The organism is Nocardioides jishulii, assembly GCF_006007965.1.
GTDB lineage: Bacteria > Actinomycetota > Actinomycetes > Propionibacteriales > Nocardioidaceae > Nocardioides > Nocardioides jishulii.
The window spans coordinates 2,409,017-2,430,695 of the sequence record NZ_CP040748.1 but is presented as its reverse complement, the minus strand read 5'-3'; the positions used below and the strand labels follow the sequence as shown (position 1 = coordinate 2,430,695).

The window sequence follows — 21,679 nt, the reverse complement described above, 5'->3', positions numbered from 1 at the left end:
GGTGGTCACCCCTCAAGTCGTCGCCGTCTGCCGGGACCGGCTCCACCGCTTCAGCAAGAGACCTGTCGAGACGATCACCCTGGTCGCGGGGATGGGCGTGCTCGGTGACGCACACGCTGGGATGCTCGTCCAGCACCGTTCGCGGGTGCGGCGCGATCCCCACCAGCCCAACCTGCGCCAGGTCCACCTGATCCACGCCGAGCTCTTCGACGAGGCACGCACCGCCGGCCACGACCTCGCGCCCGGCGACCTGGGCGAGAACGTCACCACGGCAGGGATCGACCTGCTGGCGCTGCCGACCGGGACGCTGCTCGACCTGGGCGGCCCCGTGGTGCGGTTGACCGGCCTGCGCAATCCGTGCGCGCAGATCAACACCTTTCGGCCGGGGTTGCTGAAGGTCGTGCTCGCTCGCGCTGACGGGACACCCATGGGTGACCCCGCGCCACCCACGGGGAGCGCGGGCGCGGCCACGCCTGGGGTGATCCGCAAGTCCGGAGTGATGTCGGTGGTCGAGCGCGGCGGTGAGGTCGTGCCCGGAGCCCCGATCACCGTCACCCTCCCGGAAGGCCCCCACGAACCGCTGCGACCGGTCTGAGGTCAGGCCTCGAGCGCTGCAGCGACTGCCGGACGTACGCCGCGCGGCACGTTGGACCGGGGCGGGTACGACGACAGGGGTGCGTAGCCGTGCTCCTGCACCACCGCGGAGATGTTGGCCATCAGGGCGTCGAGCTGCGACGACGTACGACCGGTGCGGGCGAGCACGTCGGCGATGACGCTGCTCGTGCGCAGGGGCTGGCCGGTGTGCTCGGCGCGCAGCAGGGCGACGTACGCCGCCACGGCCACCACGATCTCGTCCTCACGCCACGCGTCGCGTCCCGGCGAGGGTGTGACGCCGGTGAGGGCCCACCGTCCGTCAGGGTCCACGAGGAGGGAGCCGTCACGTGCCATCGCCGCGGCACACTCCTGCAGGTCCAGCTGCCACGTGTAGAGCAGGTCGCCGGCGGAACGGATCTCGGCCTCGTGGCGTTGCCACGTCAGCCGCGCCACGTCCAGCGGACTGGCGCTGCCGTGGGCGAGTGCCTCGAGGAGCCAGGGACGTACACGAGCGTCGGTCACGGTCACAGCCTGCCGGACGCAGGCAGGGCCGCCTCGGGAGGGTCACTCGAGCTGCCGGGACGGGCCGGGGGAGAGGCGCCTCAGCGCCGGACGCGGTGGCGAAGGCGGACCACCCCGTTGGCGAAGGTGCGGGTGTCGAGCAGCTCGAGCTCGACCTGCCTCTGGTTCCGCGCGAAGTAGGGCTTCCCGCCACCGACCAGGACGGGGTGCACCATCACCCGGTACTCGTCGATCAGCCCGAGGTCGGCGGCCTCGGCCGCCAGGATGGCGCCACCGATGGCGATGTCGCCGTCGCCCGGTGTGTCGCGCCAGCGGGCGACCTCCTCGGCCAGCGTGCCAGTCGCGAGCCGGGTGTTGATGCCCTGCACCTCGGTGAGCGTGCGGGAGAAGACGACCTTCGGCAGCGCGTTCCACCACGTCGCCCACTCCCGCTCGTCGGAGTCGAAGGTGCTCGCGTCGGCCGTCTCCCAGTAGAGCATCGTCTCGTGGAGGCGCCGTCCGAGCAGGTGGACGCCGACGCCGCGGATCTCCTCGATGTGCGCCCGGAAGACGTCGGGGTCCGGCATCGACCAGTCGAAGCCCCCAGTGGCATCCTCCACGAAGCCGTCGAGCGACGCGTTCATCGAGTAGGAGACGGTGCGCATCGTCGTCCTCCGGGTCGTCAGGTCTGGGCCCTGGCGTTCCGGGCACTGGGGCTCCCCGTCAGGCCGGCGCGGGGGTCGCGGGCGGCCGGGAATCCGGGCATGATCGCAACGTAACAGTGCTGTGCGGGTCTGCCCAGCCCCTCGGGCGGCGCTCGTCAGGTGGGCACGAGGAGAGGGCGTCCGATGGCGTACGACGAGGAGCTGGCCGGCCGCATCCGCGAGGCGGTCGTGTCCGCGGCCGGCGAGGACGGCTATCGCGAGATCAGCATGTTCGGCGGGTTGTGCTGGACCGTCAACACCCACATGGCCGTCGGCACCGGCGACGTCGACCTCATGGTCCACGTCGGCAAGGAGGGCGTCGAGTCCGCGCTGGCCCAAGGTGCTCGGCTGGCCACGATGGGGGCGCGGACGATGGGTGGCATCGTGCTCGTCGCGGCCGAGGACCTGCCCGACGCCGCGAGCCTCGACGCCTGGGTGCGCCCCGCCGTCGAACGGGCGATCGCGAGGTCGCCGAAGCCGCCGAAGCGGTGACGGGTGCTCAGGGCATGGTTGATGGAGGGCGGTGTCGGCAGCATGGCGATCTTGGCATGGTTGTCGTCGAGGCCCACGGCCGTGTCCGCCCACCCACCGCTGACGGTGGCGCGCCCGACGACCGTGAGCCCGAGGTCGGTGAAGAACGCGATGGTCTCCTCGATGTCCCGCACCGCGATGCCTACGTTCTCCAGCTTGGTCGCCATGCCTGGCACGCTAGCGATTCACCGCGGTCGGTGCCCGCGCCTCAGGTCCGTACCCGGCGCCGCATGGTCCAGACGTTCTTGCCGTGCTGGCGTGTGTAGTCCAGCTCGTCGAGGACGGCATGCGCGAGCGGAAGGCCGCGTCCGGACTCCGCCAGGGGGTCGGGCATGACTGTGCTCAGGTCTCCCTCGTAGCGCTGACCGTCGTCGGCCAGCACCCCCTCGAGGGCGTCGTCGTGCACCCGCAGGCTGACCGACCACCAGATCTCGCCGGGCGGGCGACCGTGCTCGACGACGTTGCCGGCGATCTCGATGACGGCGGTCTCCAGCATCATGAAGGCCTCCGGGTCCACGTGAGGATGGGCGGCCCGACCGCGCTTGATCAAGTCGTGCAGGGAGCTGAGCCCCTCGGGCACGGCCAGGCCCTCCAAGGTCATGTCGGAGTCGTGAGTCCCCATCAGGTCTCCGGTTTCGTCGGCAGCGTTCGTGCCACGAGCATGACTCGCCCGGAGCGGGTCGAAACCCCTCCGGGCACGGCGTCCGTGGAGTGGACGCAGTCGTCACGCCGTCCGCACGGGACGCTCGGGTCCGTCGAGGCGGGCCAGCATGCGGAACGCGCTGCCCGTGACGTCGCCGGAGATCGCCCCTGCCACCTCCGTGCCGATGGCGGCGACGACTCCCGCGCCGAGGGCCGTGGTCACGGCCGCCAGACGCGCCGCGCGGTCGGCGTGCGTGGGGCGACGATGCCAGGGCATCCAGAGACGTGGCGCGAGGTGTCCGGCGAGGAGCCACGCTGCGGCCACCGTGTCGAGACCGCGGGTGGGCTGGGTGGTCTCGCGCTCCAGCACGGTGAACCCGCGTTCCTCGAGGGCCTCCTGGAGCCGGTCCATCGAGACGAAGTGCTGGTGCTGCGGCTGGAGCCAGGGCATCCAGTAGCGGCCCAGGGCCCGGCCGTGGGCGCAGTCGGGGTTGGGCACCTCGATCATCAGCAGTCCACCGGGCTTCAACGCCGTGACCGCGGCGTCGAGCTCCTCGGCGGGCTCACGGGTGTGCTCCAGGTAGTGGTGCATGCTGACCACGTCGAACTGGCCGGCCAGCTCCGGGGCCACGTCGGGGAACATCCCACGAAATGAGCGGTCGATCCAGCCCCGGTGCGCGGCGTCGTCGATGGCCGCGCCCAGGTCCAGGCCTTCGAAGGAGGTGTCGGGGAACAGCTCTCGAGCCACGAGGCAGAAGTGCGCGTGGCCGCTGCCGACGTCGAGCCAGCGGGCGGGGGCGGGGTCGTGCTCGCGGACCATGGCGGCCCGACCCTCGTAGTCGGTCGACTGGGTGGCAAAGATGCGCTCCATCTCCTCGCCACCGAAGCCGTCGTAACAGTCCTTGTAGTAGAAGTCGAGGCCTTCGGGGGAGAGGCGCGGGTTCTGGAAGACGTGCCCGCAGGAGCCGCACTCGTCGAGCGAGAACGTGCCGGGCTTGTTCTGGATCAGGTCAGGCGTGGTGAGCAGCGTGCTGAGCTCGGTCGAGCCACACCATCGGCACTTGTCGACCCGAGGCTCGAGGAAGCGCTCGGTCCCCAGGGCGATCTCTGCCGCGTACTCCGGTCGCAACGCGTCGCTCTGCACCAGCGACGTGGGCCGTGGCGCCTCGGCGCGCAGCAGCGCGGTGAGCCGGCCGGTCTCACGTGCCCAGCGGGTGCCGGCCGTGCGGGTGAGGTCGCGCGGTGCCAGCGGACCGCGCTGCCCGGCGAAGACCGCCGCCGGCTGAGCCTCGTACGCTGCCAGGGCCGCCAGTCCGGTCGGGCGTGAGGCCAGCAGCCCGCTGCCCAGCACCGCGAGCTGGAGTCCCAGGGCGGCGAGGTTCGCGGTGCCGTAGCGGTCGAAGACCGCGCGCTGCACGGCCAGCTCCTCGTCAGGCGTGAGGTCCACCGCACGCTCACGCGGCGCCACCACGAGATCGCAGGTGCGGGGAGCGTAGCGCTTGACCTGTCGCGCGACCTCGACCATGGCGGGCGGGGGCACCGGGCCGGTGGGCAGCTCGGCGCGCTCGGCCAGCTCGGCGCGCACCACGACAGCGTGTCCGGCGGTGCGTCCCTGGGCCGTGGCGGTGCTGCGGTAGGAAGCGGGGTCGACCAGCCTCAACAGGTCGAGCGCGCGGGCGACCGTCAGGTCGACGGGGACCAGGTCCACCGCGTCGAGCCCCTGCTCCTGCGCCCACGCGACGGCAGCGGCGAGGGTGTCGGGGTGCAGTTCCACCCCGGTGGCGGAGACCACCCGCCAGCCGGTGGTGTCCACCGTGCCCACCGGGTCGGCCGCGGCGGGGAGGCTGTTGAGCACGGGGAGCAGTGAGGCCCGCTCGCGCAGGCGGCGGCCGCTGAGGGCGAGGCTGGCGGCGGTGAGGCTGCTGAGCACGGGAAGGGCACGGAACTTCGGCATGTGTCCTGCTCCTGGTCTGGGCGTGAAGTTACTCGAAGGTAGCGGCTCGGCACCCCGCCGGGAAGGGGCGTCGTCGAGATGGTGCCGCCCTGCGACGCCCCACCGTTGCGTGGAAAAGCCACAGGGGCCGGACACCTTGCGGTGTCCGGCCCCTGGGGGGTGGTGCTCAGTCCTCGGGATCGTCCTCACGAGCCAACCACGTGGCCAGCCGCTCGACCGCCACCTCGAACTCGGGGTGGAGATCGGTGAACTCCTGGAGCCGGTCGGCGAGCCAGGCCAGAGTGACCTCCTCGTCGCCCCGGCGCTTCTCGAGCTCCTCGATGCCGCGGTCGGTGTAGTACATGGTGCGATCCTTCGTCAGGTCTCAGCCTCGGTGCGGACCGAAGGCCTTCTCCATCAGCGACTTCTGCTCCTCGACGTGGCGCTTCAGCGTGCCGACGGACGGCGAGGCGGAGGCCGGTCGCGTGACCGGCTCGACCTCGATGCCCAGCTGCTTCCACACGTTGAGGGCGTAGTGCGGCCACGGACCGTTGTTCTCGGGCTCGTCCTGCACCCAGCGCACGGTCTTGAGGTTGGGGTACTTGGCGAGCTCGGCCTTGATCTCCTCGACCGGGTTCGGGTAGAGCTGCTCCACCCGGCCGATCGCGAAGGTCTCGCCGTTCTCGCGCTTCTTGCGCTCCACGACCAGGTCCCAGGTCACGCGACCCGAGCACATGAGCAGGGTCTCGACCTTGCTCGCGTCGGCCTCGTCGTCCCCGATGAACGGGCGGTAGACGCCCTCGGTGAAGTCGGAGGGCTGCGAGGCAGCCTCCTTGCGCTTCAGCATCGACTTCGGGGTGAAGACCACCAGTGGGCGGTGCTCCTCGCCGAGCGAGTGCGTACGCAGGAGGTGGAAGTGCGAGGCCGGGGTCGACGGCTGGGCCACGACCATGGCGTCCTCGGCACACATCGCCAGGAAGCGTTCGATGCGGGCGGACGAGTGGTCCGGTCCCTGACCCTCGTAGCCGTGGGGCAGGAGGAGGACGACGCCGGACTGCTGGCGCCACTTGGTCTCGCCCGAGGAGATGAACTCGTCGATGACGGTCTGCGCGCCGTTGACGAAGTCACCGAACTGCGCCTCCCACAGGACCAGGGCGTCGGGACGTGCGACGGAGTAGCCGTACTCGAAGCCGAGGGCTGCGTACTCGCTCAGGAGCGAGTCGTAGGCGTAGAACTTGGCCTGGTCCTCGCTGAGGGTGGTCAGCGGGGTCCACTCGTCGGCGTTCTTGCGGTCGATGATCGTCGCGAAGCGCTGCACGAAGGTGCCGCGACGCGAGTCCTGGCCGGCCAGGCGGACCGGGCGGCCCTCCATGAGCAGCGAACCGAAGGCGAGGATCTCGCCGGTGCCCCAGTCGATCGGACCGTCGATGATCGCGGCGGCGCGACGCTGCAGCTGCGGCATGACCTTCGGGTGGACCGTGAAGCCCTCCGGCGGGGTCAGGTAGGCGTCCGAGATGCGCTTCATGACCTCGGGGCTGACCGCGGTGGTGGCGGCGCCGGCCGACTTCTCCGGGTAGTCCGGGACGGTCGTCCACTCCGACGGGGTTGAGGACGCCTCGCGCACCTCGGTGAAGACACGCTCCAGCTGCTGCTGGTAGTCGCGCAGCACCTGCTCGGCCTCCTCCACGGTGATGTCACCGCGACCGATGAGCGACTCGGTGTAGAGCTTGCGCACGGAGCGCTTCTGCTCGATGAGGTCGTACATCAGCGGCTGGGTGTAGCTGGGGTCGTCGCCCTCGTTGTGACCGCGGCGGCGGTAGCAGACGAGGTCGATCACGACGTCCTTGTTGAACTCCTGGCGGAACTCGAAGGCCAGGCGAGCCACGCGGATGCAGGCTTCGGGGTCGTCGCCGTTCACGTGGAAGATCGGCGCCTGGACCATGCGGGCCACGTCGGTGCAGTAGAGCGACGAGCGCGACGATCCGGGGGAGGTGGTGAAGCCGACCTGGTTGTTGACGACCACGTGGATCGTGCCGCCGGTGCGGTAGCCACGCAGCTGGGACAGGTTGAGCGTCTCGGCCACCACGCCCTGACCCGCGAAGGCGGCGTCACCGTGGATGAGGAGCGGGAGAACCGGGAAGAAGTCCGAGCCGCGGTCGAGGACGTCCTGCTTGGCGCGGGCGATGCCCTCGAGGACCGGGTCGACGGCTTCGAGGTGCGAGGGGTTCGCCGCCACGGAGACGTTGATCTTGTCGCCGGAGCCGGCGACGAACTCGCCCTCGGCGCCGAGGTGGTACTTCACGTCGCCGGAGCCCTGGACGGTGCGCGGGTCGATGTTGCCCTCGAACTCGCGGAAGATCTGCGAGTACGACTTGCCCACGATGTTGGCGAGCACGTTCAGGCGACCGCGGTGCGCCATGCCGATGGTGACCTCGTCGAGGTCGCCCTCGGCGGCCGCCTCGCAGATCTCGTCGACCAGCGGGATGGTGGTCTCGCCACCCTCGAGGGAGAAGCGCTTCTGGCCGACGAACTTCGTCTGCAGGAAGGTCTCGAAGGCCTCCGCCTGGTTGAGCTTGAGCAGGATGCGCAGCTGCTCCTCACGGGGGGTCTTCTCGTGGGGGACCTCGATGCGCTCCTGGATCCAGCGGCGCTGCTCGGGGTCCATGATGTGCATGTACTCGACGCCGATGGTGCGGCAGTACGAGTCGCGCAGGATGCCGAGGATGTCGCGCAGCTTCATGAAGCGCTTGCCCTCGCCACCGAACGAACCCGTCGCGAACTCGCGGTCGAGGTCCCACAGCGTCAGGCCGTGCGACTCGATCTCGAGGTCGGGGTGCGTGCGCTGGCGGTACTCCAGCGGGTCGGTGTCGGCCATCAGGTGACCGCGGACGCGGTAGGCGTGGATCAGCTCCAGGATGCGGGCCTGCTTGCTGATGTCCTCGTCGTGCGAGGTCGCGATGTCCTTGCTCCAGCGGATGGGCTGGTAGGGGATGCGCAGCGAGGCGAAGATCTCGTCGTAGAAGCCGTCCTCGCCGTTGAGCAGCTGGTGCACCCGGCGCAGGAACTCGCCCGACTGGGCACCCTGGATGACGCGGTGGTCGTAGGTCGAGGTGATCGTCAGGATCTTGCTGACCGCGTTGCGGGTCAGCGTCTCCTCGGAGGCGCCCTGGAACTCCGGCGGGTACTCCATCGAGCCGACGCCGAAGATCGCGGCCTGACCAGCCATGAGGCGCGGCACGGAGTGGCTCGTGCCGAGGCCACCCACGTTGGTCAGGGAGATGGTGGTGCCGGAGTAGTCGTCCATGCCCAGCTTGTTGTCGCGGGCCTTCTTGACGATCTCCTCGTACGCCGTCCAGAAGCCGGCGAAGTCCATCGTCTCGCAGCCCTTGATCGACGGGGCGACGAGCTGACGCGTGCCGTCGGCCTTGACCTGGTCGATGGCGAGGCCGAAGTTGACGTGCGCCGGGGTGACGAGGGTCGGCTTGCCGTTGACCTCGGCGTAGGTGTTGTTCATCGCCGGGAACTCACGGACGGCGCGGATGATCGCGTAGCCGATGAGGTGCGTGAAGCTCACCTTGCCGCCGCGGGCGCGCTTGAGGTGGTTGTTGATGACCGTGCGGTTGTCCCACAGCAGCTTGACGGGCACGTTGCGCACCGAGGTCGCCGTCGGCACGGACAGCGACAGGTCCATGTTCTTGGCGGTGGCGGCGGGGATGCCACGCAGCGTCGTGTACGTCGGCTCGTCCTTCGCCTCCGACTTGGCGGCCGGGGCCGGGTCCTTGGCCACCGGGGAGGCGGTGCCCTTGGCCGGCTCGGCGGCCGCGGCGGTCGGACGCGGCTTGGCGACCGGGGTCGGGCCCGTCGCCGGCGAGGTGGCGACCGGGGCCGGAGCCTTCGCGGGGGCGGCCGGAGCCTTGGCCGGGGCCGCCTGGGGCTTGGTCGGAGCGGCTGCAGCAGCAGGGGTCCCCTGCGCCGACTTCTGGGCCGACTTCTCGGCCGAACGTCCGGCGAAGTACTCGGCCCACTCGGGGTCGACGCTCTTGGGGTCCTTCTGGTACTGCTCGAACATGTCCTCGACGAGCCACTCATTGGCGCCGAAGTCGGCGCTGGGGCTGGTCGATGCAGGCTGGTCAGAGCTGGGGGACTGCGGCACGGCTTGGTTCGCCTCTTCCGGGTATGCGCGCTGAATGTGCAAGTAAGTCTCGGTCAAGGCTAGACCCACCCGTTGACAAATGCGGGCTCCAGGGTCGGTTTCAGGCAGGCTGTGGCGAGACACACGCGTGCCACCAGCGGAAGGAGCGCACCGAATGTCGAACTGGATGCGACGAGGCGCTGTCGCAACGAGCTTGACCCTACTCCTGGGTAGCCTCGCGGCCTGCTCGGGAGGTGGGGACGACAAGGGTCAGGACGAGCCGACCGGGGACGACGCCAGGGCCGCCGCCATCGAGACGACCGCCAGGGTCGGCCAGGTCCGCGGGCGCCTGCGCCCACCGCAGCGCCGGGCGCTGCTGGCCGAGGTCGGTCCCGTCGTCGACGGCTGGATCGACGCGGCCCACGTGGCGGGGGAGTGGCCCCGAGTGATCGGCGACGAGGCCTGGTCCGGGTTCACGCCCGGGGCGGCCGCGCTGGCCACGAAGCAGAGCGCCCTCACCTCCGCCGCCGAGATCAGTGAGGACGTCGAGTCCGTGACCGCCACCCGTCGGGTCGTGCGCTACGACGTCTTCGCGGCCGGTGGGAAGCCGCAGGGCGTGACCGCCCGCGTCGTCCTCGACTACGACACCACCGGCGAGGTGGAGAAGCGCGTCAAGGTCCGGGGACGGCTCAGCCTGACCCCGACCAAGAACGGCTGGAAGATCTTCGGCTTCGACCTGACGGAGAGTGAGCGATGAGCACGACCGAACGTCCCACGACCCGGACCCGTCGCTGGGTGCGCCGGGTGACGCGTACGACGGCACTCACGGCCGTCCTCGCCACCTTCGCCGTCGTGGTGCCCGACTCGACGGTCGCGCCCACCGAGGTCACCTTCGTGAAGGTGGAGCGTGCCAAGGGGGTCGACCTCAGCCCCGACGTCGTCTGGATCCTCGCCATCGGCTCGGACGCCCGTCCGTGGGAGAACAAGATCGCCACCCGGGCCGACGCGTTGCAGATGGTCGGCATCAACACGAAGACCGGAGCCGCGACCGCGATCGGCGTGGCCCGCGACTCCTACGTCGACATCCCCGGTCACGGTCGCAACCGGATCAATGCCGCCATGACCTTCGGTGGCCCCCAGCTCCAGGCCAGGACCATGGCTGCGCTGATCGGGATCGAGCCCGACTACGTCATGGTCGCGCGCTTCGAGGGGGTCGAGGGCATGGTGCGTGAGATCGGTCCCATCACCGTCAACAACCCGTACTACTTCGCCGACGCGAACCTGAAGAAGGAGGGCTTCCAGCCGGGCAAGATCAAGCTCAGCTGGTACGACGCCATGGCCTTCTCACGGATCCGCAAGGGCCTGCGCGACGGTGACTTCGGACGCTCCGCCAACCAGCAGCGGGTGATCCGCGGCATCCACGCCAAGATCGTGGAGAAGCAGCGTGAGCCGGGCTTCATCGAGGGCGGCGTCGCCGCCGTGCTGAAGCACACCCACACCGACGCCTCGCCGGCCGAGCTCTACCGGATCGCGCAGGCCATCACCCAGGTGAAGAGCAACAAGATCACGACCTGCGTCATCAAGGGCAGCATCGGCCAGGCCGGTGCCGCGAGCGTGGTCTTCCCCGACGTCGCGACCGCCCGCCGCTACGGCGACGACGCCCGCAAGGACGCCACGATCTCGCGGTGCTGAGGTGGTCGCCAAGGCGGCTTGGAATGAGACGAAGGGCAGCGCTGCGGCGCTGCCCTTCGTGACTTCTGCGACCACTGCGTGGTCAGTACCCCCGGTAGGATTCGAACCTACGCTTCCGCCTCCGGAGGGCGGCGCTCTATCCCCTGAGCTACGGGGGCCCGTAGCGCGACGAACACTACCGCTGTTGCGGGGGACCTGTGAAACCACCCCGTGGGCAGGTGTCCCGCGCCCTCCAGCGCTCCCACGTCGCGAGGGATGAAACCGATGACGGGTTCGCCTCGCGGCGCGGATAGGCTGGGCGGGTGACCCCCGAGCATCTCTCCTCCCTGATCGTCGACGTCCTCAACGGCCTGGTGGCCGACGGATCGATCACGCTGCCCGACGGCGTGCCCAGCGACGTGACGGTGGAGCGACCCCGACAGAAGGGCCACGGCGACTACGCCACCAACGTCGCGCTCCAGCTCGCCAAGAAGGCCGGCAGCAACCCGCGGGCCTTCGCCGAGCTCGTGAAGGCGCGGCTGGAGGCCACCGAGGGCATCGCCGCCGTCGAGGTCGCCGGACCCGGCTTCCTCAACATCACGGTGGCCGCCGGCGCCCAGGGCCGCGTCGCCGCCGACATCGTCGCCGCGGGTCAGGCGTACGGCGCCTCCGACGCGTTCGCCGGCGAGAAGATCAACCTCGAGTTCGTCTCCGCCAACCCGACCGGCCCCATCCACATCGGTGGCGTGCGCTGGGCCGCGGTCGGTGACGCGCTGGGCCGGATCTTCACCAAGACCGGCGCCGTCGTCACCCGGGAGTACTACTTCAACGACCACGGTGGCCAGATCGACCGGTTCAGCGGCTCGTTGCTGGCGGCCGCGAAGGGCCTGCCGACGCCCGAGGACGGCTACGGCGGGCAGTACATCCACGACATCGCCGCCGCCGTGGTCGCCGAGCGCCCGGACGCCCTCGAGGCCGACGAGGAGACCGCGCAGGAGATCTTCCGATCGGTCGGCGTCGACATGATGTTCGCCGAGATCAAGAAGAGCCTGCACGACTTCGGGGTCGACTTCGACGTCTACTTCCACGAGGACGCGCTGCACAAGTCCGGTGCCGTCGACCGTGCGGTCGCGCGTCTCACCGAGCTCGGCAACACCTACGAGAAGGACGGCGCCATCTGGCTGGCCACCGAGAAGTTCGGTGACGACAAGGACCGGGTGATCATCAAGTCCGACGGTCAGGGCGCCTACCTCTCCGGCGACCTCGCCTACTACCTCGACAAGCGCGAGCGTGGCTTCGACCGGTGCCTGATCATGCTCGGGGCCGACCACCACGGCTACGTCGGTCGGATGATGGCCATGTGCGCCGCGTTCGGCGACACCCCCGGCACCAACCTCGAGATCCTCATCGGCCAGATGGTCAACCTGCTGCGTGAGGGCCAGCCGATGCGCATGTCCAAGCGGGCCGGCACCGTCGTCACCATCGACGACCTCGTGGGCGCGATCGGCGTCGACGCCGCGCGCTACGCCCTGGCCCGTTACAGCTCCGACTCCAACATCGACCTCGACCTCGACCTGTGGGCCAAGGCGAGCAACGACAACCCGGTCTACTACGTGCAGTACGCCCACGCGCGCGTCTGCTCGATCCTGCGCAACGGCGCCGACCTGGGGCTGGCCCCGGCCGGCGAGGAGTTCGACCCCTCCCTGCTCTCCCACGAGAAGGAGGGCGACCTCCTGCGCGCGCTGGCCGAGTTCCCGCGCGTCGTCGCCAGCGCCGCCGAGCTCCGCGAGCCGCACCGCGTGGCCCGCTACCTCGAGGACCTCGCCGGCACCTACCACCGGTTCTACGACAGCTGCCGCGTCCTGCCGATGGGTGACGAGGAGCCGGGCGCCCTGCACGCAGCGCGCCTGCTGCTCGTGGCCGCGACCCGTACGGTCCTGGCCAACGGCCTCGACCTGCTCGGTGTCTCCGCCCCGGAGCGGATGTGAGCACGACCCACGAGGCCGGCTGGGCCCACGCCTCCGGCGCGCTGCGCGGACCCACATGGCTCCGTGAGCCCCTCGACCCCAACGCGCTCGTGCCGCAGCTGTGGTCGGACCACGCTCGCAAGGTCGACGGCGTGCTCGAGGTCGCCGGCGTGAAGCTGACGGACCTCGTCGCGGAGCACGGCTCCCCGGCGTACGTCCTGGACGAGGACGACTTCCGGGCGCGCGCTCGCGCCTTCCGCGACGCGTTCGCCGACTTCGACGTCTACTACGCGGGCAAGGCGTTCCTGAGCGTGGCCGTCGCCAAGTGGATCGCCGAGGAGGGCCTCTGCCTCGACGTGTGCAGCTCCGGAGAGCTGCTCGTCGCGCAGCGTGCCGGTGTCGACATGGCGCGGGTGGGCTACCACGGCAACAACAAGACGCCTGCGGAGATCGCGCGCGCCGTCGAGCTGGGGGTCGGGCGGATCATCGTCGACTCCTTCGACGAGGTCGCCCGCGTCACCGCGCTCGGCGAGCGCCGCAGCGGCGCCGGCGAGCCCGACGTACGCGTGATGGTCCGCGTCACCGCGGGCGTCGAGGCGCACACCCACGAATACATCGCGACCGCCCACGAGGACCAGAAGTTCGGCTTCTCGATCACGTCGGGCGACGCCTTCGAGGCCGTACGCCGTCTCTCCGAGGCCCCGGGCGTCACCCTGCTGGGTCTCCACTCCCACATCGGCAGCCAGATCTTCGACTCCTCAGGCTTCGAGGTGGCGGCACGCCGCGTCCTGGCCCTGCACGCCCGAGTGGCGAGTGAGCTGGGCGTGACGATGCCGGAGATGGACCTCGGCGGAGGGTTCGGCATCGCCTACACCACCCAGGACGACCCCTCGACCCCGGCGAGGCTCGCCGCGGAGATGGCCGCGATCGTCGCCCACGAGTGCCGCGGGCTGGGCATCTCCGCCCCGCGCCTCTCCATCGAGCCGGGCCGCGCGATCGTGGGACCGTCGATGTGCACGGTCTACGAGGTGGGCACCGTCAAGGACGTGGCCCTCGACGGCGGCGCCACCCGGCTCTACGTCAGCGTCGACGGCGGGATGAGCGACAACATCCGCACCGCGCTCTACGACGCCGACTACTCCTGCACGCTCGCCAACCGCAGCTCCGAGGCGCCGCCTCGGCTGGCGCGCGTCGTCGGCAAGCACTGCGAGGCGGGCGACGTCGTCGTCAAGGACGAGTTCCTGCCCTCCGACGTGACCGCCGGCGACCTGCTCGCGGTGCCGGCGACGGGCGCGTACTGCCGCTCGATGGCGTCGAACTACAACCACGCGCTGCGGCCCCCGGTGGTCGCCGTGCGCAACGGGGCGTCACGAGTGATCGTGCGCCGCGAGACCGAGGAAGATCTGTTGGCAACCGACATGGGTGAATCATGAGCAACAAGCCGTTGAAGGTGGCGCTCCTGGGCTGCGGCTCGGTGGGCTCCCAGGTGGTCCGGCTCCTGACCGAGCAGGCGGGCGACCTCGAGGCACGGGTGGGGGCTCCGGTGGAGCTGGTCGGCGTCTCCGTGCGCCGCCTCGACGCCCCGCGCGAGGTGGATGTGCCGGCCGGACTCCTGACGACCGACGCCGAGGCGTTGGTGACCCGCGAGGACGTCGACGTCGTGGTCGAGGTCATCGGTGGCATCGAGCCCGCCCGCACCCTGATCCTCAAGGCGCTGGAGTCGGGCGCCTCCGTCGTGACCGCCAACAAGGCGCTGCTCGCCGAGGACGGCCCGACGCTCTTCGAGGCCGCCTCGAAGGCCGGTCGCGACCTCTACTACGAGGCCGCCGTCGCGGGAGCGATCCCGATCCTGCGCCCGCTGCGCGAGTCGCTCGCCGGTGACCGCGTCACCCGCGTGCTCGGCATCGTCAACGGCACCACGAACTTCATCCTCGACAAGATGGACACCTCCGGCGCGGGCTTCGCCGAGGCGCTGGAGGAGGCCCAGGACCTGGGCTACGCCGAGGCCGACCCGACGGCCGACGTCGAGGGCTTCGACGCCGCGGCCAAGGCCGCCATCCTGGCCAGCCTCGCCTTCCACACCCGGGTGACCGCGCAGGACGTGTACCGCGAGGGCATCTCCGAGGTCTCGGCCGCCGACGTGGCGTCCGCGCGAGACATGGGTGCCGTGGTCAAGCTGCTGGCCATCGCCGAGCTGCGCGACGACCAGGTCGCGGTGCGCGTGCACCCGGCGATGATCCCGCGTTCCCACCCCCTCGCGAGCGTTCGCGAGGCCTACAACGCGGTCTTCGTGGAGTCCGAGGCGGCCGGCCAGCTCATGTTCTACGGTCCCGGCGCCGGTGGTTCGCCCACCGCGTCGGCCGTCCTCGGCGACCTCGTCACCGTGGGCCGCAACCGCCTGAACGACACCACTGGTGTCGGTGAGTCCGCCTACGCGGACCGCGCGGTGCGTCCGATGGGGGAGACCGTCACCCGCTACCACGTCGCCATCGACGTGCAGGACCGCGCGGGCGTGCTCGCGGCGGTCGCCCAAGCGTTCGCAGACAACGGTGTCTCGATCCAGATCGTCCGTCAGGAGGGTCGTGGCGCCGACGCACAGCTCGTCGTCGTCTCGCACCAGGCCACGGACGCCCAGCTGAGTGCCACCGTCGAGCAGTTGCGGGGCATGGAGATCGTCCGCGAGGTCACCTCGGTGATGCGCGTGGAAGGAGAGTCGGAATGACCGTGCACCAGTGGCGAGGCGTGATCGAGGAGTACCGCCACCTCCTCGACATCCCCGAGGGCACCCCGGCGGTGACGCTGCGCGAGGGCGGCACCCCGCTCGTCGACTCGGGCTGGCTCTCCGGCCTGACCGGCGCAGAGGTGTGGCTCAAGGTCGAGGGCAACAACCCCACCGGCTCCTTCAAGGACCGCGGCATGACGACCGCGATGTCGGTCGCCGTCCACGAGGGCGCCAAGGCGTGCGTCTGCGCCTCGACGGGCAACACCTCCGCGTCCATGGCCGCGTACGCCGCCAAGGCCGGCCTCAAGCCCCTCGTCCTCGTCCCCGAGGGCAAGATCGCCGCGGGCAAGATGGCCCAGGCCATCCTGCACGGCGGTCAGGTGATCATGGTCCGCGGCAACTTCGACGACTGCCTGCGCATGGCGCGCGAGCTGAGCGAGAAGTACCCGGTCGCGCTGGTCAACTCGGTCAACCCGGCTCGCCTCCAGGGTCAGAAGACCGCGGCGTTCGAGATCGTCGACTTCCTCGGCGACGCCCCCGAGCTGCACTTCCTCCCGGTCGGCAACGCGGGCAACATCTCCGCCTACTGGATGGGCTACAGCGAGTACGCGAAGCTCGGCAAGTCCACCCGCCGCCCGGTGATGCGCGGCTTCCAGGCCGAGGGTGCCGCCCCGCTCGTCAACGGTGCGCCGGTCGCCGACCCGGAGACCAAGGCCACCGCGATCCGCATCGGCAACCCGGCTTCGTGGGACCTCGCGGTCGCCGCGAAGGAGGAGTCCGGTGGCTCGTTCACCGCGCTCAGCGACGACGAGATCCTCGCCGCCCAGACCCAGCTCGCGTCGAAGGACGGGGTCTTCGTCGAGCCGGCCTCCGCCGCTGGTGTCGCAGGCCTGCTCAAGGCTGTGGCTGCGGGTGAGGACTTCTCCGGCAAGCAGATCGTCATCACGGTCACCGGTCACGGTCTCAAGGACACCGCCACCGCGCTCGAGGGCTTCGGTCAGCTCGTCGACGTCGTGGTCGACGCCGACGTCGACGAGGCCGCGCGGGCCGCCGGACTGGCCTGAGGGTGGCGACGTTCGTCGAGGGGCCGGTGCGCGTCACCGTCCCCGCCACGTCCGCCAACCTGGGGCCCGGGTTCGACGCGCTCGGCCTGGCGCTGGGCACGCGTGACGAGCTCGTCGCCGAGGTGACCTCGGGCGGCATCGAGGTGGACGTACGCGGCCAGGGCGCGGCCGACGTCCCGCGCGACGAGTCCCACCTGGTCGTCCGCGCGATGCGGATGGGCTTCCGTGCGATGGGGTCGGAGCCGCCCGGCTTCTCACTGGTCTGCAAGAACGTCATCCCGCACACGCGCGGCATGGGGTCGTCCTCGGCCGCCATCGTCGGTGGCCTCGTCCTGGCCCGGGCGATGGTCGCCGGAGGTCAGCTGCTCCTCGACGACGACGCCATCTTCCGGCTCGCGGCCGGGCTGGAGGGCCACCCCGACAACGTCGCTCCGGCGATGTACGGCGGCTTCACCATCGCCGGTCACGACGGGGAGCGGTGGTTCTCGGTCAAGGTGCCGGTCGACCCCCGCGTCACCACCGTGGCGTTCGTGCCCACCGAGCCGGTGGCCACGAAGGTGGCCCGCGGCCTGCTGCCGGCGACGGTCCCGCACGCCGAGGCCGCCGCCAACGCCGGTCGTGCCGCCCTGCTGGTCGCCGCCCTGACCTCCCGCCCCGAGTGGTTGCTGACGGCCACCGAGGACAAGCTGCACCAGGACTACCGCGAGCCCGCGATGCCGGACTCGCTCGTGCTCGTACGCGAGCTGCGCGCCGCCGGCGTCCCCGCCGTGGTCTCTGGTGCCGGCCCCACCGTGCTCGCCCTGACGGACGTCTCCTCGGTGCCGGCGCTGCTGGAGCGTTGCCCGCAGGGGTGGACGGCTCGCCACCTGCCGGTGGACAGCCACGGCGCCCGCGTCGAGTGATCGCAGCGAGCACTCACCTCCAGCACTGATCAACGACTCACGATCGACGCCCCCCACCCGACGTGGATGCCTGCCGGCACCGCGTCGGGTGTGGTGCTTTGGCCGTGAGCGCGGTCTCACGCGCAGGCCCATCCCTGGTGGTAGCGTGGGCGACGCGCCACTCGGCGCATCCACCCGACTCTGGCGTCTGCCATCGAGGGTGACCTTCTCGCCAGGATCCAGGGCGTTAGCAGCCCGCCGAAGCGAGCAAGTTCAAGAGTCGTGCTGGCCTCCTCGAGCCAGCACCGAACGTGGGAAGGGCTCACGTGAGCGAGACAGGCGAAACCGGCGCTGCTGCGCCGAAGAAGAAGGCCACCAGCATCAACTCCATGCTGCTGGCCGACCTGAAGGCAGTCGCGCAGGGGATCGGCATCCAGGGTGCCGCCTCCATGAAGAAGGCGCAGCTGATCGAGGCCATCAAGGCGACCCAGGACGCGCACGCCCAGAGGAGTGCCCAGCCGGAGACGTCGCCGGACGCCGCCGCTGGCGAGGGGGCGCAGGCTCCGGCCGTGCGCACCACGCAGCGTACGCGGGGTGAGCGCGCCACGCGTGCCTCCCGCAGTGCCGCCGACGCGTCGGTGTCGCCGCAGGGTGACGCAGCCCCGGAGGCCGCTGCCGAGGCGACCGCCGAGGCCGGCGCGCAGCCCTCGCAGGGTGGGGAGCGACGGCGCGAGCGCAGCCGCCAGGGTCAGCAGCAGGACCAGCAGGGTGACCAGCCCCGTGCCCAGAAGGCCGACCAGTCGGCCAAGGGGCAGCAGGCCAAGCAGGACCAGCCGAAGCAGGACCAGCCGAAGCAGGACCAGGCGAAGCAGGACCAGCCCAAGAAGGACAAGTCGGGCAAGCAGGGCAAGGGTCAGGACCGCAGCCAGGAGCGCACCCAGGACAAGGGCCAGGACAGGTCCGGCCAGCAGGACCAGAACCAGGGCAAGCAGGACCAGGGCGGCCAGAGCCCGGCCAAGGGTCAGCAGCAGGGCAAGCAGGACCAGAACCAGAACCGCGACGACGACGACTACGACGACGACGGCACGGGCCGTCGCAGCCGCCGTCGCCGGGGCCGCGAGCGCAGCACCGGGCGTCCGGGCCGCGCCGAGCCGGACACGACGATCCTCGAGGACGACGTGCTCGTCCCGGCGGCGGGCATCCTCGACGTGCTCGACAACTACGCCTTCGTCCGCACCAGCGGCTACCTGCCGGGGCCCGACGACGTCTACCTGTCGCTCTCGATGGTCCGCAAGTACGGACTGCGTCGCGGAGACGCCCTCGTCGGTCAGGTCCGCCACCCGCGTGAGGGCGAGCGTCGGGAGAAGTTCAACCCGATGGTTCGCATCGACTCCGTCAACGGGATGGACCCCGAGAACGCCAAGGAGCGCCCGGAGTTCAGCGAGTTCACCCCGATCCACCCGGAGGAGCGGCTCCGGCTGGAGACCGACGACACCAACCTCCTCGGTCGGGTGGTCGACGTCGCCGCGCCGATCGGCAAGGGCCAGCGCGGCCTGGTCGTCGCGCCGCCGCGCTCCGGCAAGACCGAGGTGGTCGGGGCCATCGCGAGCTCGGTGAGCCGCAACAACCCTGAGTGCCACCTCATGGTCGTGCTCATCGACGAGCGGCCCGAGGAGGTGACCGACTACCAGCGCTCGATCCGGGGTGAGGTCATCGCCTCCACGTTCGACCGCCCGGCCGGTGACCACATCCTGATTGCCGAGCTCGCGGTCGAGCGGGCCAAGCGCCTGGTCGAGCTGGGGCACGACGTGGTGGTGCTGATGGACTCGCTGACCAGCCTCGGTCGCGCCTACCAGACGGTCGCGCCGGCCAGCGGCAAGGTCGTGCACGGGGGAGTGGACGCCGCGGCGCTGCACCCCGCCAAGCAGCTCTTCGGGGCTGCCCGCAACGTCGAGGACGGCGGCTCCCTGACGATCTTGGCCACGGCCATCGTCGAGACCGGGTCGTCCTCCGACGACGCGATCTTCGAGGAGTTCGCCGGCACGGCCAACATGGAGCTGGTGCTGCGCGGCGAGCTCGCCCGCCGGCGGATCTTCCCGCCGGTCGACGTGGTGGCCTCGTCCACCCGCCGCGAGGAGCACCTGCTCGGCGAGCAGGAGCAGCAGATCCTGCTCAAGCTGCGTACGGCGCTGATGGACGTGGAACCGTTGGTTGCGCTGGAGGCCGTGCTCGCTCGGATGGGGAAGACGCAGAACAACGTCGAGTTCCTCAACCGGGTCCAGCAGTCCACTCCTGAGGCTCTGCTCAAGGGCTGACCTCGGTCTGCCTCAGATCAGTACCTGAATTGGGGGAAAGCGGGAGCCTCACGGCTCCCGCTTCCCTCAATCGCTCTCCGGAGTGCCCCGCTGCACCTAGGCTCACGGCACGTCACCACGATGAAGGGGTCACTCACACTCATGGCGCACATCCTCGTTGCCGACGACGACGTGGACATCCGCGAACTGGTCGAGTTCAAGCTCTCCACCCTCGGGCACGAGGTCGTGGCGGTGGCCGACGGCACCTCTGCCGTCGAGGAGGCACGCCGGCGTCGTCCGGACCTGGCCGTCCTCGACGTGATGATGCCCGGCATGTCCGGGCTGGAGGCCGTGCGGATCATCCGGGAGGAGCCCGGCCTCGCCGACCTGCCCATCATCCTGCTGACGGCGCGGGCGCAGGAGTCCGACCGTGAGACCGGCTTCGACTCCGGCGCCGACGACTACATCACGAAGCCGTTCAGCCCTCGTGAGCTCGCCGCTCGCGTCGAGACGCTGCTCAACCGCTGAACCCGTCGACCGCCCCGGTGCGGTCCGGATTTCTGGCTCCGACCACCACAGTGGCAGAATCGATCCTTGGTACCGGCTCACGCGCGTTGCACCAGGCACGCGCGACCCGGCGACCAGGAGAGGAAGACATGCAGAAGAACATTCACCCCGAGTACGTGGAGACCGCGGTCACCTGCACCTGCGGCGCCTCGTTCACCACCCGCAGCACGGCGCCGTCCGGCAAGCTCCACGCCGACGTCTGCTCGAACTGCCACCCGTTCTACACCGGCAAGCAGAAGATCCTCGACACCGGCGGCCGCGTGGCCCGCTTCGAGGCCCGGTACGGCAAGAAGTAAGTGCCTCGTCGACGCCGGTCCCCACTTCGGTGGGTGGCCGGCGTCGGTCATTTCCCCGGGGCGTACGCCGCGCCTCGGGTCGCTCGTCACAGCAGGAGTTGAACCTTGTTCGAGGCCGTCGAAGGCATGGTCGCCGAGCACGCCGATCTCGAGCAGCGTCTGGCCGCCCCGGAGACGCACGCCGACCAGCGGCTCGCCAAGCAGCTCAACCAGCGCTACGCCGAGCTGTCGGCCGTGATCGTCGCGTGGCGCGAGTGGACCGGTCTCCAGGACGACCTGACCGCCGCCCGTGAGCTGGCCTCCGACGACCCCGACTTCGCCGAGGAGGCGGAGGCCCTCGCGGCGCGCATCCCCGTCGCCGAGGAGCGGTTGCGACACCTCCTCGTCCCGCGCGACCCCGCCGACCGCAAGGACGCCCTGCTCGAGATCAAGTCGGGGGAGGGCGGCGAGGAGTCGGCGCTCTTCGCTGCCGACCTCCTGCGCATGTACACCCGCTACGCCGAGCGCGCCGGGTGGTCGGTGGAGATCCTCGACTCCAACGTCTCCGACCTCGGCGGCTTCAAGTCGGTCACCGTCGCCGTGAAGGCGCGCGGCACCGTGGAGCCCGGGGGAGCGCCGTACGCCCTGCTCAAGTTCGAGGGCGGCGTGCACCGCGTGCAGCGGGTCCCCGTGACCGAGTCGCAGGGCCGCGTGCACACCTCCGCAGCCGGCGTCCTGGTGATGCCCGAGGCCGAGCAGGTCGACGTGTCGGTGGACGACAACGACCTGCGCATCGACGTGTTCCGCAGCTCCGGCCCCGGCGGGCAGAGCGTCAACACCACCGACTCAGCTGTCCGGATCACCCATCTCCCCACAGGGATCGTGGTCAGCTGCCAGAACGAGAAGTCGCAGCTCCAGAACAAGGAGCAGGCGATGCGCATCCTGCGGGCCCGGCTGCTCACCGCGGCCCAGGACGCCGCGGACGCCGAGGCCTCCGAGGCGCGCCGATCCCAGGTGCGTACGGTCGACAGGTCGGAGCGGATCCGCACCTACAACTACCCCGAGAACCGGATCTCCGACCACCGCACGGGCTACAAGTCCTACAACCTCGACCAGGTCCTCGACGGCGACCTGGGGCCGGTCATCGACTCCTGCGTCGCAGCCGACCTCGAGGCCCGACTGGCCGAGCTGGAGGACTGAG

At 70.5% G+C, this 21,679-nt stretch carries 19 protein-coding genes, 1 tRNA gene and 1 pseudogene; 13 read left to right on the top strand and 8 right to left on the bottom strand.

What is annotated here, in order from left to right:
• Position 1 precedes the first annotated feature (1 nt).
• Entirely contained in the window at positions 2 to 595 is a 594-nt protein-coding gene (locus tag FCL41_RS11485) for an MOSC domain-containing protein (protein WP_170970334.1), read from the top strand.
• A 2-nt stretch (positions 596 to 597) separates the two neighbouring features.
• On the opposite strand, the gene FCL41_RS11480 is transcribed toward FCL41_RS11485, so the two are convergent.
• Positions 598 to 1,116 carry a hypothetical protein gene (locus tag FCL41_RS11480; protein ID WP_137067038.1) on the bottom strand — a complete coding sequence of 173 codons (519 nt, stop codon included), beginning with the start codon at positions 1,114 to 1,116 and terminating at the stop codon, positions 598 to 600.
• 80 nt (positions 1,117 to 1,196) lie between these two features.
• Complete coding sequence (locus FCL41_RS11475) at positions 1,197 to 1,760, bottom strand: dihydrofolate reductase family protein (protein ID WP_137067037.1); 564 nt, start codon at positions 1,758 to 1,760, stop codon at positions 1,197 to 1,199.
• Positions 1,761 to 1,943: 183 nt separating this feature from the next.
• Here FCL41_RS11475 and FCL41_RS11470 point away from each other — a divergent pair, with 183 nt between their 5' ends.
• The gene (locus FCL41_RS11470) at positions 1,944 to 2,291 is read left to right on the top strand and encodes a TfoX/Sxy family protein (protein WP_137067036.1); all 348 of its coding nucleotides are present in this window, start codon (positions 1,944 to 1,946) and stop codon (positions 2,289 to 2,291) included.
• Between the two features lie 20 nt (positions 2,292 to 2,311).
• Here the strand turns inward: FCL41_RS11470 and FCL41_RS17730 are convergent.
• The 5 genes and pseudogenes from FCL41_RS17730 to FCL41_RS11450 all read right to left on the bottom strand — a co-directional run.
• Positions 2,312 to 2,497 (bottom strand): annotated as a pseudogene (locus FCL41_RS17730) (VOC family protein); the annotation flags it as partial.
• Between the two features lie 41 nt (positions 2,498 to 2,538).
• Entirely contained in the window at positions 2,539 to 2,952 is a 414-nt protein-coding gene (locus tag FCL41_RS11460) for an ATP-binding protein (protein ID WP_137067035.1), read from the bottom strand.
• A 102-nt stretch (positions 2,953 to 3,054) separates the two neighbouring features.
• Entirely contained in the window at positions 3,055 to 4,926 is a 1,872-nt protein-coding gene (locus FCL41_RS11455; protein ID WP_137067034.1) for a class I SAM-dependent methyltransferase, read from the bottom strand.
• Between the two features lie 166 nt (positions 4,927 to 5,092).
• The gene (locus FCL41_RS17105) at positions 5,093 to 5,269 is read right to left on the bottom strand and encodes a DUF6104 family protein (RefSeq protein WP_170970333.1); all 177 of its coding nucleotides are present in this window, start codon (positions 5,267 to 5,269) and stop codon (positions 5,093 to 5,095) included.
• A 21-nt stretch (positions 5,270 to 5,290) separates the two neighbouring features.
• A complete protein-coding gene (locus tag FCL41_RS11450; protein ID WP_137067033.1) occupies positions 5,291 to 9,058 on the bottom strand; it encodes a multifunctional oxoglutarate decarboxylase/oxoglutarate dehydrogenase thiamine pyrophosphate-binding subunit/dihydrolipoyllysine-residue succinyltransferase subunit in 3,768 nt (1,255 codons plus the stop codon).
• A gap of 193 nt (positions 9,059 to 9,251) precedes the next feature.
• On the opposite strand from FCL41_RS11450, the gene FCL41_RS11445 reads away from it, so the two are divergent.
• Positions 9,252 to 9,794 carry a hypothetical protein gene (locus tag FCL41_RS11445; protein ID WP_137067032.1) on the top strand — a complete coding sequence of 181 codons (543 nt, stop codon included), beginning with the start codon at positions 9,252 to 9,254 and terminating at the stop codon, positions 9,792 to 9,794.
• Entirely contained in the window at positions 9,791 to 10,729 is a 939-nt protein-coding gene (locus FCL41_RS11440) for an LCP family protein (RefSeq protein ID WP_137067031.1), read from the top strand. The genes FCL41_RS11445 and FCL41_RS11440 overlap by 4 nt, the downstream gene beginning before the upstream one ends.
• An 86-nt stretch (positions 10,730 to 10,815) precedes the next feature.
• Here the strand turns inward: FCL41_RS11440 and FCL41_RS11435 are convergent.
• Positions 10,816 to 10,887 (bottom strand) — tRNA-Arg (locus tag FCL41_RS11435).
• Between the two features lie 144 nt (positions 10,888 to 11,031).
• Here FCL41_RS11435 and argS point away from each other — a divergent pair.
• From argS to prfA, 9 genes are all read left to right on the top strand, one after another.
• Complete coding sequence (gene argS, locus FCL41_RS11430; RefSeq protein ID WP_137067030.1) at positions 11,032 to 12,696, top strand: arginine--tRNA ligase; 1,665 nt, start codon at positions 11,032 to 11,034, stop codon at positions 12,694 to 12,696.
• Complete coding sequence (gene lysA / locus FCL41_RS11425) at positions 12,693 to 14,108, top strand: diaminopimelate decarboxylase (RefSeq protein ID WP_137067029.1); 1,416 nt, start codon at positions 12,693 to 12,695, stop codon at positions 14,106 to 14,108. Before argS ends, lysA begins: the two co-directional genes overlap by 4 nt.
• Positions 14,105 to 15,397 carry a homoserine dehydrogenase gene (locus FCL41_RS11420; RefSeq protein ID WP_137067028.1) on the top strand — a complete coding sequence of 431 codons (1,293 nt, stop codon included), beginning with the start codon at positions 14,105 to 14,107 and terminating at the stop codon, positions 15,395 to 15,397. The genes lysA and FCL41_RS11420 overlap by 4 nt, the downstream gene beginning before the upstream one ends.
• Positions 15,394 to 16,461 carry a threonine synthase gene (gene thrC / locus FCL41_RS11415; protein WP_137067027.1) on the top strand — a complete coding sequence of 356 codons (1,068 nt, stop codon included), beginning with the start codon at positions 15,394 to 15,396 and terminating at the stop codon, positions 16,459 to 16,461. Before FCL41_RS11420 ends, thrC begins: the two co-directional genes overlap by 4 nt.
• 2 nt (positions 16,462 to 16,463) lie before the next feature.
• The gene (gene thrB, locus FCL41_RS11410; protein WP_137067026.1) at positions 16,464 to 17,363 is read left to right on the top strand and encodes a homoserine kinase; all 900 of its coding nucleotides are present in this window, start codon (positions 16,464 to 16,466) and stop codon (positions 17,361 to 17,363) included.
• A gap of 305 nt (positions 17,364 to 17,668) precedes the next feature.
• The gene (gene rho, locus FCL41_RS11405) at positions 17,669 to 19,657 is read left to right on the top strand and encodes a transcription termination factor Rho (protein ID WP_137067025.1); all 1,989 of its coding nucleotides are present in this window, start codon (positions 17,669 to 17,671) and stop codon (positions 19,655 to 19,657) included.
• A gap of 141 nt (positions 19,658 to 19,798) precedes the next feature.
• On the top strand, positions 19,799 to 20,164 hold the full coding sequence (locus FCL41_RS11400) for a response regulator transcription factor (protein ID WP_137067024.1): 366 nt from the start codon (positions 19,799 to 19,801) through the stop codon (positions 20,162 to 20,164).
• Positions 20,165 to 20,292: 128 nt separating this feature from the next.
• Positions 20,293 to 20,499 carry a 50S ribosomal protein L31 gene (gene rpmE / locus FCL41_RS11395; RefSeq protein WP_137067023.1) on the top strand — a complete coding sequence of 69 codons (207 nt, stop codon included), beginning with the start codon at positions 20,293 to 20,295 and terminating at the stop codon, positions 20,497 to 20,499.
• A 105-nt stretch (positions 20,500 to 20,604) separates the two neighbouring features.
• Complete coding sequence (gene prfA, locus FCL41_RS11390) at positions 20,605 to 21,678, top strand: peptide chain release factor 1 (RefSeq protein WP_137067022.1); 1,074 nt, start codon at positions 20,605 to 20,607, stop codon at positions 21,676 to 21,678.
• Position 21,679: the final 1 nt, after the last annotated feature.